At 32.9% G+C, this 13,894-nt stretch carries 11 protein-coding genes; 4 read left to right on the top strand and 7 right to left on the bottom strand.

Translation table 11 applies throughout. The features are described from left to right. Nucleotides 1–32: 32 nt before the first annotated feature. Nucleotides 33–452 carry a thiol-disulfide oxidoreductase DCC family protein gene (locus tag ABD011_RS09900; protein WP_343797903.1) on the top strand — a complete coding sequence of 140 codons (420 nt, stop codon included), beginning with the start codon at nt 33–35 and terminating at the stop codon, nt 450–452. Nucleotides 453–827: 375 nt separating this feature from the next. After that, nucleotides 828–2,852 carry a DUF4139 domain-containing protein gene (locus ABD011_RS09895; RefSeq protein ID WP_343797901.1) on the top strand — a complete coding sequence of 675 codons (2,025 nt, stop codon included), beginning with the start codon at nt 828–830 and terminating at the stop codon, nt 2,850–2,852. A 142-nt stretch (nt 2,853–2,994) separates the two neighbouring features. Here ABD011_RS09895 and ABD011_RS09890 read toward each other — a convergent pair whose 3' ends face one another. Genes ABD011_RS09890 through aroC form a run of 6 tightly spaced genes read right to left on the bottom strand, consistent with a single transcriptional unit; the run spans nt 2,995 to nt 9,347 of the window. Beyond that, on the bottom strand, nt 2,995–4,155 hold the full coding sequence (locus ABD011_RS09890) for a peptidase MATCAP family protein (protein ID WP_343797899.1): 1,161 nt from the start codon (nt 4,153–4,155) through the stop codon (nt 2,995–2,997). Continuing rightward, nucleotides 4,155–4,985: an N-formylglutamate amidohydrolase gene (locus tag ABD011_RS09885; protein WP_343797897.1), complete on the bottom strand. Its 831-nt coding sequence runs from the start codon at nt 4,983–4,985 to the stop codon at nt 4,155–4,157. Before ABD011_RS09885 ends, ABD011_RS09890 begins: the two co-directional genes overlap by 1 nt. Nucleotide 4,986: 1 nt before the next feature. Further along, a complete protein-coding gene (locus ABD011_RS09880; RefSeq protein WP_343797895.1) occupies nt 4,987–5,817 on the bottom strand; it encodes a sulfurtransferase in 831 nt (276 codons plus the stop codon). Nucleotides 5,818–5,820: 3 nt separating this feature from the next. Then, nucleotides 5,821–6,858 (bottom strand): glutathione synthase, encoded by a 1,038-nt coding sequence (gene gshB, locus ABD011_RS09875; RefSeq protein ID WP_129760030.1) that lies wholly within the window; start codon nt 6,856–6,858, stop codon nt 5,821–5,823. Between the two features lie 43 nt (nt 6,859–6,901). After that, nucleotides 6,902–8,227 (bottom strand): dicarboxylate/amino acid:cation symporter, encoded by a 1,326-nt coding sequence (locus ABD011_RS09870; protein WP_131506638.1) that lies wholly within the window; start codon nt 8,225–8,227, stop codon nt 6,902–6,904. Between the two features lie 49 nt (nt 8,228–8,276). Continuing rightward, nucleotides 8,277–9,347 carry a chorismate synthase gene (aroC, locus tag ABD011_RS09865; protein WP_343797893.1) on the bottom strand — a complete coding sequence of 357 codons (1,071 nt, stop codon included), beginning with the start codon at nt 9,345–9,347 and terminating at the stop codon, nt 8,277–8,279. A gap of 187 nt (nt 9,348–9,534) precedes the next feature. Between aroC and ABD011_RS09860 the strand changes: the two genes are divergently transcribed. Then, a complete protein-coding gene (locus ABD011_RS09860; RefSeq protein ID WP_129760027.1) occupies nt 9,535–10,377 on the top strand; it encodes a UDP-2,3-diacylglucosamine diphosphatase in 843 nt (280 codons plus the stop codon). Nucleotides 10,378–10,380: 3 nt separating this feature from the next. On the opposite strand, the gene ABD011_RS09855 is transcribed toward ABD011_RS09860, so the two are convergent. Next, complete coding sequence (locus ABD011_RS09855; protein ID WP_343797889.1) at nt 10,381–13,278, bottom strand: FAD-binding and (Fe-S)-binding domain-containing protein; 2,898 nt, start codon at nt 13,276–13,278, stop codon at nt 10,381–10,383. A gap of 125 nt (nt 13,279–13,403) precedes the next feature. Between ABD011_RS09855 and ABD011_RS09850 the strand changes: the two genes are divergently transcribed. After that, nucleotides 13,404–13,880: a hypothetical protein gene (locus ABD011_RS09850; RefSeq protein ID WP_134198907.1), complete on the top strand. Its 477-nt coding sequence runs from the start codon at nt 13,404–13,406 to the stop codon at nt 13,878–13,880. Nucleotides 13,881–13,894: the final 14 nt, after the last annotated feature.

Below are 13,894 nucleotides of genomic sequence, written 5' to 3'. Positions count from 1 at the left end.
TTCGCTACTGTAAGATATTGTACTTTTGTATTGTGAAATACAACTTACCAAAACATAAACAATTAATTCTTTTTGATGGTGTTTGCAACCTTTGCAATAGTTCCGTTCAATATGTTATTAAACATGATAAACATAATTCGTTTATGTTTACTGCATTGCAAAACAATACAGGACAAGAAATCATAAAGGATTTTAATATAGATACCTCTAAAATAGATTCTATTTTATTGTTTTCACACGAAAAAGGACTGTATTACAAATCTACTGCTGCTTTAAAAATAGCATCTCAATTGGGTTTTCCTAGAAACTTGATGGCTGTGTTTTTAATCGTTCCTGCGTTTATTCGTAATTGGGTTTACGATTTTATTGCCAAAAACCGTTACAAATGGTATGGTAAACAAGAAGCTTGCATGATACCTACTCCAGAGTTACAATCTAAATTTTTAAAATAAAAAAAAGCCCACTTAATCAAGTGGGCTTTTTCTAACAATTAACAACTAATTAAAAACTAATTTAACTCTAAAAATTACTTTAATAATTAAAGGGAATCAATTATAAAAGTTTGATTTATAGCACATTATTTTAATGTTGTAAATGTATATGTTACGCGTTAGGGAGCACAAAAATATCGATATAAAGCCTAAAAAATTTGTTCAAAAAGGCATAATTGTAAATAATGTCTATGAACTGCATAACTTTAATTATGTGTTTGTTAACTAACTCAAAATAGGATTATACCCAAAGAAAGAAGCCTTAAACTCAATAGAGGTTTTAATTTTTGTAGTGTGGTAATAGTTTTACTTAACAAAACTAAATCATCTACAATTATGAAAAACATTCTACTATTATTCTTTATAGTTTCAACTCTTGGCTATGCTAACAAGAAAAATACGTCTTCCACTATTAAAGAAGTCACAGTGTACTTAAATGGAGCACAAATAACACGAACAACTACTGTTAGTGTTCCTGTTGGTACAACCGAATTTGTTTTGGATAATCTCTCTCCTAATATTCAAGAGAGTAGCATTCAAGTTTCTGGACTAAAGCAAGCCTCTGTACTTTCTATTAATTATGGCATCAATTATTTAACCAAAAAAAATTATACCAAAACAATAGATTCATTACAAACCCAAAAAGATGTATTGTATGATAAAATTCAAATAGAAGACCAATTGATTTCTGGGTATAACGAAGAACTTTTTATAATTCAAAATAACCGAAAATTAAGTAGTGATACTGAAACAGTAAGTTTGGAAAAAGTTAAGGCTTTTGCTAATTACTACAGAACTCGTATTACAGAGATTAATGCGCTTGTTTATAAATCTGAAAAACAAAAAAAAGAATACAATGCGTCAATTTTATTAATTCAAAAGCAATTACAAGAGCTTAATGTAGATGATAAAGTACAAACAGGTGAAATTAGTTTAAAGCTTAACTCAGCAGTAACAGAAAAACTAAATTTGATAATCAAATACAATGTAACAAACGCAGGATGGTTTCCTATTTACGACTTAAAAGCTGAGAAGATTGATGCGCCAATTAACCTACAATATAAGGCTCATGTATACCAAACAACTGGTATTGATTGGGATGATGTAAAACTTACACTTTCTACTAGCGACCCAACAACAAACAATTTAAAACCAGATGTAAACACTAAATTTTTAAATTTTATAAGTCCTTATAGTAATTATCAAAATCAACGTGCCACAAAAAGTTATAATTACAAGTACAACCCAATGGTAAAGACTATTTCAGGTACCATAACTTCTTCTTCAGATGGTTTACCACTTCCAGGAGTTAATGTTATTGAACAAGGTACTACAAATGGTACCCAAACTGATTTTGACGGAAACTACACGTTGAGAGTTACAGGAGAAAGCAATACTATTGAATATTCATATGTAGGTATGCAGAGCGAAGTCTTACCAATACATTCAAGCACGATTAATGTTTCAATGCAAGAAGACCATGAACAGCTTCAGGAAGTTGTTATTACTGGTTATGCAAGTACAAGGATACGAGGTAATAATTCGGTTAAAAAAGATAAAGATCCTCTATATATTGTCGATGGAGTTCCAATGGACGCAAAAGACTTTAATCAACTAGACCAAAATAGTATTTCAAACATTAGTGTTTTAAAAGATGCAAGTGCTACAGGTATTTACGGTTCTAGAGCTGTAAATGGTGTTATACTAGTTACCACAAAAAGAACAACTAGTAATGGTGATTTTATTGATGAAGGTATTACAAATACACGATTTGAAATTCAAAAAAATTATAGCATTACTTCAAATGGAGATATAACAGTTATTGAGATTGACACGTATTCAATTGATGCAACATATTCTTATTTTGCTGCTCCTGTGATAAACGAAAACGTATTTTTAACTGCAAAAATTGGCAATTGGGAACAGTATAATCTTTTACCTGCTGAAGCCAATGTGTATTTTGAAGGTAGCTATTCAGGAACAACCAACATTAACCCTTACGCTACAACTGACAGTCTTACAGTATCTTTGGGAGTTGATCCTAATGTTGCAATAAAACGTTCTCAAAATAAAGACTTTAAAAAGAACGCTTTTATAGGCAGTAACAAGATTATCACTAAAAATTATGATATTGAATTAAAGAATAACAAACCTACTTCAATTGATATTGTTGTACTTGATAGAATTCCAATAAGTCAAAACAAAGACATTAAAGTAGATGATATTGAAACAGGCACTTCAAATTATGATAAGGACAAAGGAATTATGGAATGGAAGCTTAAACTGTCTTCAAACGAATCTAAAAAGCTGAATTTTGGATATATATTAAAATATCCTAAATATAAACGCATTAATATGTGACAAAAAAAATAAGCCTCAAAACGAAGCGACATCAGTTTGAGCCTAACTTCAGTTAGTTGGGAACTGCTCAAATTCTTTTGTAAGGCATGTCTAACCTTACACAAGTGTTAGGAAAACTAATAGATGTTTTTGTTTTGAGGCTTTACTTTAAACTTTTTAAAATAAAATCTAGGTTTTTATTAGCAACATCATCGTTAAGATAAGCATCAGTAAAGTGTTTTGACGTATTGGCTAAACCTAATTCTTGAAGTTTTTTTATGGTATCAATATATTCTAAAGACACTTTTCCTGTTAATAATACATCCAAGTCTTTACCAGCTTTAGCGTATTTATATACTTTTTCTAAACCTGTTAAATATAAATGGTCTTTGGTAAAACCTCCTCCTCTATGCACTCGCAAGGTTATTGAAAAGGCTTTGTTTTTGTTGAGTTTATACTGACTATAAAGTAAATCGAACGTATCAGCAAACGAATAGCCTTTTATTAAGCTATCTACAGCAATAATCCTGTATGCTAATTCTTTGAGTCGTGTCAAGGTTAAACATCCTGATTTGTATTCAGAAAACACTGCTAAACCTTCTTGGGTTTCAACATTGTTTGGCAATCCGTTAGAAAACACTTTTAAAGGTTGGTTTAACCCATTAAAAGTGGTTACCATGTGTACTCCAATTTCGTGGTTTGCCAATACTTTTAATTGATTTTTGCTGAACTTATGGTTTTTACGCAACACTAACGTTTGTGTATTGTTAATCACCATTGCTGCTGCTGAAATGTTAGTTGACAGCTTTAAGTTGTATTTAAAATCATAACGCTTTGCAAAGTCTTCAAAATACGCTTTTGCTTCATTAGCATCGTACATAGGAAGCATGTCTTCTTCAAAGTCGGTATCATCAAAACGCAGAATAAATTTAGCGTTGTCAATATCCTTTTCAGTTGGTGTTCCAAAACTTTTTAAGCTGTTGAAATAGAATTTTCTACCTTGGTTAATGGTTTCAATACATTCAATCAAACCAGAATATTCATAAATTATATCTTCATATAATTGACGAATATCATCATCTTCAATACGCTCTAAACGCTGTGAGTAAAATAAACGATGTAGCTTGTAACCGTTAAACTTTAATTTTGGGTACTTAAAGTTAGGTTCATACTTGTATTTAGAAGCAAAAAACTGTTTTTTTTCACTTTCAATATTCAACGGATTAATATAATTGAGCAACTCTATTTTTTTAACCAAGCGGTTTAGGTTTGCATCAATATCAAAAAGGCTTTGGTATTCTTCAATTAAGGTATAGTCAAGCATCATTTAGAATAAGTATTATAAAACTCAGCAGCATGTTTTGGTAATCTGGTTTTAAGCTCTTGTGCTACTGTCGAAACAACTTCAGGATAAATAATTTGGTCATACTCATCACAATACACTTTAGCTATTTCGGTTGCCAAAACTAAGGTATTTTTAAAGTTATTGGTAATATATTTTAAGAAATATCCATTGCCTTGAAACGTGTCGTTGATTTTAGATGTAGATGGGATATTCTTAGGGAATTTAATTTCTGAAAGACTTTGTCTCCAAGCTTCAATAGATGGTCCAAAACGATTATTATCCACATTACTTGTACCCAAATTCCAAGTAGGGACTTCCCTATCCCAACGTTGCCAGTTGTAACTGTGCATGTCGTACACAACACAAACACCAAATTTTTCTTCGAGCTTATTGATAAGCGCATGTACTACTTTGTAAAAAGCAGCATGCTTTTTCAGGCTTTTGGTTTTCATAGCTTCAGGAAGTGGTGTGTTCCAAAGTTGTTTTCCCCAAGCAGTTTCAAAAACAGCGTCTTCTGGAGTTCTATTCAAATCATATTCAAATCTAGAGTCGCAACCAGTAATAACAATTGGATGTGAAGCAATCATATTTTTAGTTTCAGGATCTTCTTCATACCATCGTTCATATTCGGTATGTAAACAATTGTCCCAAAGTTCTTTTCTAAACTGATGTCCATCGTGTACAGCTCCACAAGCGTAATGTACATATTCATCAATTTTTATGGTGAAAGAATAATCTTCGGCTACAGCATGAAAACACTTTTCAAGATTGATATTATCAATGATTTTTTCTACAGATAAACGTTCCATATTATTCGTCTTCGGTTAAACTTCCCCATTCAGTCCAAGAACCATCATAAATTGATAGGTTTTTATATCCTGATAATTCTGCTCCAAGAGCCAAAACACAAGCTGTAATACCAGAGCCACAAGTAAAAGTAGTTTGCTTATGTTCGCTTAAAACAGCCTTGAAAATAGCCTGTAATTGTTCAACATCTTTAAAACAACCGTTTTCAAGTAAAGACGTATAAGGTATGTTGAAAGAACCAGGAATATTACCACTTCTTAAACCAGCTCTAGGTTCAGGTTCTTCACCACTAAATCTAGCTTGTGAGCGTGCATCAACGATAATATGATTGTCTTCACCAACCTCGTTAACTACATCGTCAAAAAACTTTATAAATCCTGTATTGTAACTTGCTGTAAAATTTCCTGGTTTGCCTGAATAATCAGCTTTTGTTTCTAGCGGATAATTATGTTTAATCCATTCTGGTAGTCCACCATCTAAAACCGCAACATTATTAAAACCAAAAGCTTTAAACATCCACCAAACACGAGCGCTTGAGTAAATACCTTTGTCGTCATACACTACAATACAACTATCATTATGTATTCCTAATGCTTGTGATTGCGTAGTAAATTGCTCTACAGAAGGAAATGTATTAGGAAACGACGCATTAGTGTCGCTAAATTTTTGTTTGATGTCAAAAAAACGTGCAGAGACAATTTGTGTTGAAGCATTACTATCAGAATTTGCTTCAGTAACTTTTCCAATAGTAGCATCCAAAACAATAAGATTTTCATCCGCTAAATGTTGGTTTAGCCAATGAACAGACACTAAAGGCTTTGGAACATGTAGCATATACTAAGCGTCTTCTACAGTTTTTCTTAATCGCGAACGACGGTTAAATGCTTCCAAGTTATCAAGCACTTTGCTCTCAAGGAAGTCAATAACCTTTTCTTCAACTTTGGTTTTGTTTTTATATACTTTATTAATGTAAGTTATGCCTCCAGGAGACATCACATTTACTTCAACTAGTTTTCCACCAATAACATCAATACCTACAAAATACAAACCGTCTTTAACCAGTTTTGGTCCAATTTGTTTGCATAAGGCTTTTTCAGCTTTAGTAAGTGTGTGTTTTTGAACGCTTCCACCAGCAGACACATTAGAGCGATGATCGTCGGTTCCAGGAACGCGTTTCATGGCTCCAACAGGTTCTCCATTGAGCATTAAAATTCTAACATCTCCTTGATCTGCACCTTCTATATAATCTTGAAGAATGACATAGTTTGAAGTTCCATCAGAATTTGAAATATAGAAATCTAACAATGAATTGATATTGCTCATCGCTGATCTTTCAATAAGAATAACACCAGAACCACCAAATCCATTTAGTGGTTTTAATATCATTTTATCGGCTTTTGATTCCTTGATTTGCTTAATTAAATACCTTTTGTTTTTTGATACGTGTGTATTAGGAATAATGTTGCTATGCGCATCACCAAATGCTGCGGTGTATAACTTGTTATTTGCTTCGCGCATACCTTCTAAAGAGTTAATGATAAACACATCATCTTTAACTGAATCCAAGAAGTTAAGCATTATTGGATCTAAAGGTGGATTCGCTCTAAAAAAGATAGCATCAAAACCTGCAAGTGGAAGCATTTCCTCTCTTAATTCGGCTTTTTTGTAAAATGCTTTTAACGATGATGGCACTTTATCCATTCTACCTACAACTGTACAAAAAGCGTTAGTAACACTATTTCTAATAGTTAAATTTGCAGGCGAACACAAGGCAACACCATGACCACGTTTTGCACATTCTTTTATTAAAGCTAAGCTTGTATCGTTTTCTGGATCAATATTTTCCCATGGATACATTAAAAAGCAAACATTCATAGTTTTGATTTTGGTAAGTTAGACTATTTTAAAAGTAGCTATTTTATTTAACATGTTCGTAATGGTCGTCCCAATTTTTAGGCTTAGGCTTGTGTAATTTACCTAATGACTTAGCAACCATCATTGAAACAGTAGCGTCTCCTGTTACGTTTACAACTGTTCTACACATATCTAAAGGTCTATCAACAGCAAAAATAAGCGCTAAACCAATAGGTAATAATTCTGCAGGGAAACCAACAGATTCCAATACAATTACTAGCATTACCATACCTGCACTTGGTACAGCTGCACTACCTACAGATGCAAGTATTGCAGTAGCAATGATTACTAATTGATTGGTTATAGTTAATCCTTCAGGCCATACAACTTGCATGATAAAAACTGCAGCAATACCTTGATACAAACTAGTTCCATCCATATTTACAGTTGCACCAACAGGCAATACAAAACCTGACACCTCTTTATCTACTCCAATATGCTCTTCAACACGTTCCATAGTAACTGGAAGCGTTGCAGCACTACTACTTGTTGAAAAAGCTAAAAGTTGTGCTGGTGACATCTTGTTTAAAAACCAGATAGGTGATTTTTTAGTGTAAAGTTTTACTAATATCAAATAGAAGACAATCATGATAACTAACCCAACAATTACACATAATGCATAGTTGAGAAGTTTAAGCAAAATTTCGGTATCATCAAACGCAACAATTACATTTGCCATTAAAGCTAAAACAGCATAAGGAGCAAAAAGCATAATTAAATCTACCATTTTCATGACTACTTCGTTGAGTGAGTCAAAAAACCGAACCAAAGGTTTGGCTTTCTTTTCAGGTATAAGTAGTAAACAAATACCTACAAACAACGCAAAGAAAATTACCTGAAGCATTTTTGCTTCACCTAAAGCTGTAAAAATATTACTCGGAAATATATCTACAAGCGCTTGTAAAGGACCAGCATCTTGTTGTGCTGAAGCTTTTGTTAGTTTATCAGTGACACCTGCGTCATTTTCGTATTTGAGTTTAATTTTTTCGAGTGTATCGGCAGACATTCCTGCTCCTGGTTTTACCACATTTACAATAGACAAACCAATAACAATGGCTACTACGGTTGTACACAGATAAATAGCAATTGTGCGTAATCCCATAGATTTAATCTTAGAGATATCTTTTAAATCTGATACACCTTTAATTAATGATGCAAGTATTAACGGAACAGCTATAAGTTTTAATAAGTTGATAAAAATAGTTCCAAAAGGCGCAATCCAATCGGTTACAAAATCTTTTCCTCCTGAAATGGAATTCATAATAAATCCGAGAATGACACCTAAAATCATTCCTATTATAATCTTCCAGTGTAATGCTATTTTTTTCATACTAAAACTTTCTACAAAAGCAGAAATTCATTTAAATTAAACTTAACTCTTACCAATCGCGAGACTCTTGCCTTCTCAGAAGTGCGTAATCTGCTAATACCAATGCAGCCATGGCTTCAACAATTGGAATTGCTCTTGGAACTACACAAGGATCATGTCTTCCTTTTCCGTGCATTTCTACCATTTCTCCTTCACTATTTATGGTGTCTTGATTTTGCATTATTGTAGCAACTGGCTTAAAAGCAACTCTAAAATAGATGTCCATTCCATTGCTTATTCCACCTTGGATACCTCCAGATAAGTTACTTTTTGTGCTTCCATCAGAATTAAATAAATCATTATGCTCACTACCTTTCATTTTTGTACCACAAAATCCACTTCCGTATTCAAATCCTTTTACAGCGTTTATGGATAACATGGCTTTACCTAATTCAGCGTGAAGCTTATCAAACACAGGTTCTCCCAAACCAATAGGAACATTTTGAAGCACACAAGTCACAGTGCCACCTATAGTATCACCTTCTTTTCTTATGGCTTTTATTTTAGTAATCATTTGTTCTGCAACAGCATCGTCAGGACAACGCACTGTATTGCTTTCGGTTTTACTAAAATCTAAGTCCTGATAAGGTTTTTCTAAATAAATATCACCAACTGAAGATGTGTAAGCATTTATTTTTATGTCTTTTAAAATTTGCTTTGCAATAGCTCCTGCTACTACTCTACTTGCAGTTTCTCTAGCAGAACTACGACCTCCACCACGATAATCTCTTGTGCCATATTTTTGGTCGTATGTATAATCGGCATGGCTTGGTCTGTAAGTATCTTTTATATGCGAATAGTCTTTTGATTTTTGATTGGTGTTGTGAATTGTAAAACCAATAGGAGTTCCTGTAGTTTTACCTTCAAAAATACCTGATAAGAACTCTACAGTATCAGGTTCTTTACGTTGGGTAACAATGTCTGATTGTCCTGGTTTTCTTCGGTTTAATTCATTTTGAATTGCATCAAAATCTAAAGTTAAACCTGCTGGACAACCATCAATAATACCACCTATTGCTACTCCATGAGACTCACCAAATGTGGTAAGCTTAAATAATTTTCCGAAGGAATTTCCTGCCATATACATTTATTTTACGCTAATGTAAATGTAATATTACAGAAACAAAAATTGAATTTCATAAAGACTGCCTTTAGCTAAGGAAATTTAATAACATTCTCTTAACCATAAACTCACGGTTAATTAATTGGCTCTTAAACATTAAGTAATATATAAATGTGTTATTTGCATTTAAAACCTAGTATTTGCCTTGAAGATTAAACGAAAAGTAGAAGTAGCTGTAATTTCTGATGTACATCTAGGAACTTATGGCTGTCACGCTAAACAATTACTTACCTACCTTAACAGCATTCAGCCTAAAAAGTTAGTGCTAAATGGCGATATTATCGATATATGGCAGTTTAGCAAACGTTATTTTCCTAAGTCACATTTAAGAGTGATCAAGAAAATAATTGACATGGCTTCAGATGGTGTAGAAGTTATTTACATTACAGGGAACCATGATGAAATGCTACGTAAATTTAGCGATACCAAAATTGGAAAAATTTCTATAGTTGATAAAATTGTATTAGAGCTTGACGGAAAAAAAGCTTGGATTTTCCATGGTGACGTATTTGATGTGTCTATTCAAAACGCAAAATGGTTAGCGAAATTAGGTGGTTATGGTTACGATTTATTAATTCTTCTCAACCGTTTTACTAACTGGTGTTTAGAACGAATGGGTAAAGAAAAATACTCACTATCCAAAAAGATTAAAAACAGCGTTAAACGTGCTGTAAAATACATTAATGATTTTGAAGAGGTAGCTTCAGATTTAGCTATTGAAAACGGTTATGACTATGTTATTTGCGGTCATATTCATCAACCTAAAATGATTATTAAAGAAAATAAACACGGTAAAACTACCTATTTGAATTCTGGTGATTGGGTTGAGAATTTTACCGCTTTAGAATACCAATTTAAACGTTGGAAAATATACAATTATAGTAAAGACAAACTCTCTCCATTCTTTGCTGATGAAGATATAAAAGACATGGAAGTAAAAGACTTAATAGCTGCTATAACTATCGTTGACCAACACAGTAAAAAGTAGTTTTTACTTTAATAAAGCTTCTTTTAATATAGTAATTGGATGCAAAGCTTCTTTAGAAGTTCCATCTTTTATTTGATGTCTACAACTAGTTCCATTAGCTGAAATAATCACATCTTTAGAGGCTTTTTTTACAGCTGGAAACAAGGTTTGATTGCCAACTTGCATACTCACTTTATAATGCTCTTTTTCATAACCAAAACTTCCAGCCATTCCACAACAACCACTAGGAATAATAGTGACTTTATAGTTTTTAGGAAGATTTAAAACTGTAAAACTAGAAAGTTGATTTACCAATGCCTTTTGATGACAATGTCCATGAAACTTGATAGTTTTTGCTTCTAAAGTAAATTGCTCTGGTTTTATGTTACCCAATTCAATTTCTTGTTGGATAAACTCTTCTATTAAAAAGGTGTGTTTTGCAATTGCTTCAGCAGATGTTTTATCGTCCGCTAATTTTATATATTCGTCTTTAAAAGTTAATATAGCTGAAGGTTCAATACCTACTAACGGTGTACTTTCAGTAATTAATGAGTTAAAATAACTTATACTTTTATTAGTCAGTGCTTTAGCTTCTTTCAAAAACCCTTTTGAAATATAGCTTCGTCCACTTTCTAAAGTGTCTATTATAACCACTTTATAATTCAAGGCTTCTAAAAGAATTTTAGCATCAAGAGCTATATGGGATTCTAAGTAATTAATAAATTCATCTACGAAAAGATAAACCGTTTTTATAGGTTTATTAGTAGTATTCGTTTGATGCTGTTGTAGCTTAGAAAAAGGCTTGGTAACTTTTGGCAAACTTCTATTTGCATGAACACCAATGCTCTTTTTAATGATACTTGATGTGAATTTCTGCTGAAATAATGCATTGGATAACTTAGGAAATTGAGCAGCTAGTTTATTGTACTTAGTGGATTGTGCAAAAAAACGGTCTTTAGATTTAAATCCGTTTGCCTTTTGATATTGATACTGAAACTCAGCCTTTAGAGTAGCTACGTCCACACTACTTGGACATTCACTAGCACAGGCTTTACAGCTCAAGCACAAATCGAACACTTCTTTCAATTCATAATGATTAAACTTATTTACTTTATCCGATTGTGTTAAAAACTCACGCAATGCATTAGCTCTAGCTCTTGTGGTGTCTTTTTCGTTTTTAGTAGCACGATAACTTGGACACATTGTTCCTCCAAATTCAGGTAATTTTCTACAATCACCAGAACCATTGCACTTTTCAGCTTCACGTAAAATGCCTTCTGATGCTGAAAAATCCATTAGTGTTTCAACTGTTGGTTCTTTTCTGTCAGGAACATAACGTAGAGATTCGTCCATTGGATATGCATCTACAATTTTTCCAGGATTAAAGATATTGTTTGGGTCAAAAGCAGATTTGATACGTTTTAATAATTGGTAATTTTCCTCACCAATCATCATCGGGATAAATTCAGCTCTTACAATACCATCTCCATGTTCTCCACTCATAGAGCCTTTATATTTCTTCACTAATTTTGCTACATCAGTGGTTATTTTTCTAAATAAAATAACATCTTCAGACTTTTTAAGGTTTAAAACTGGTCTTAAATGCAATTCTCCTGCTCCAGCATGTGCATAATAAATAGCTTTTTGCTTATAGCCATTCATTATTTGTGTAAACTCACTAATGTAATTTGCTAAATCGGGAAGCGCAACAGCAGTATCTTCAATACATGCAGCAGACTTTTTATCACCAATCATATTACCCAACAAACCTAAACCTGCTTTTCTAAGTTCGTTGGCTTTATCAATAGCGTCATCCATTAGAATAACATTAGCATAACTTAAGCCTGTTAATTCTATAGTTTTTATTAATGCTTCTACTTGTTTTTTAGCTTCATCAATGGTATTTGCTCTAATTTCGCACATTAATATAGCCTCAGGATCACCTTTAATAAACTGCCTGTTAGCTTGTTGAACTTTGTTATGCTTTGTTAAATCCAATATGGTTTTATCTAGCATTTCGCAAGTGTACAAGTTATGGTTCATAGTGGCTGCAACTGCATCAAGACAACTGTTTATAGTACTAAAATGTGCAGCTACCATTATACTTTTGGTTGGTGGTAGCTCGTCAAGTTTTAAAGTGATTTGCGTTGTGAATGCCAAAGTACCTTCGCTACCAGAAAGTAGCTTACACATATTAAAAGGGTGTTCTCCTTCAAAAAGTTCGGTATTTATAAGTTCGTCAATAGCATAACCAGTATTGCGACGATGAATTTCTGGTTTTGGAAAATTAGTTTTTATATTGGCTCTAACAGTTTCAGGTTCTAATTCAAAGAACATACTTTTGTAAATATGACCTTCTAAAGTATTTAATGCCATTTTAGTGTTAAATTCATTTTTGGATAGATCTCCAAAAACCACTTCGCTTCCATCACTCAACACAGTATGTAATTCTACAACTTTATCTCTTGTAACTCCATACTGAATAGAGGTTGTCCCTGATGAATTATTGCCAACCATTCCTCCTATCATACAACGATTGGATGTTGATGTATTAGGTCCAAAAAAGAGTCCGTAAGGTTTTAGATAGTTGTTAAGCGCATCTCTAACCACTCCTGGTTGAACAGTAACTGTTTTATTCTCTTCGTCAAGAGAGATAATTTTTGTGAAATACTTAGATACATCCACTACTATACCTTCACCAACACATTGTCCTGCTAATGATGTTCCTGCGGTTCTAGGTATTAATGAGGTGTTATTTGTATTGGCATAAGCAATAAGTGTTTTAATGTCTTGTACTGTTTTTGGGTATGCAACAGCAGAAGGTTTCATGCGATAAACAGAGGCATCAGTAGCATAAATAGACGTTGTTAAATCGTCAAAAAACAACTCACCATCTAGTTGGGCTTTTAGGCTCTTTAGCATATTCTTAACATCTTAATATTTATTTTTATCGTATATATACTATGCATGCTCTTTTTGCTTATATTTATTATTCAACTAAAATAAACATTAAGTAGCTGCGTTAAAACTTTAAAACTTTAAAATTTATGAAAAAATTATTTTTATTAGCCATTGCATTTATTGGCTTTACTACATTATCGAATGCGCAAGATATTTCTCCAAACGCTATAGGTCTTAGACTAGGTGATAGTGACGGATTTGGAGCAGAAGTTTCTTACCAAAGAGGATTAGGTGATAATAACCGATTAGAGTTTGATTTAGGTTGGCGAAGTGGAAATGGATACGACGGTTTTAAACTTGCTGGTTTATACCAATGGGTTTGGAACATAGATGGTGGCTTTAACTGGTATGCTGGTGCTGGTGGTGGAGTTGGTTCGTACAGCTTCGATAACAATGATTTTGATGATGAAACATTCATCTTTGCTGCTGGTGATATAGGTATTGAATATAATTTTGATATTCCTTTATTATTGTCACTTGACTTTAGACCAGAGTTAGGCTTTGGAGACTATAGAGACGATGTTGATTTTGATATAGCCTTAGGTATTAGATATCAATTCTAATAATTAAGAAACTA

The sequence above is a fragment of the Gaetbulibacter jejuensis genome (genome assembly GCF_039524015.1).
Lineage (GTDB): Bacteria > Bacteroidota > Bacteroidia > Flavobacteriales > Flavobacteriaceae > Gaetbulibacter_B > Gaetbulibacter_B jejuensis.
This window is presented reverse-complemented; position numbering and strand designations above follow the sequence as displayed.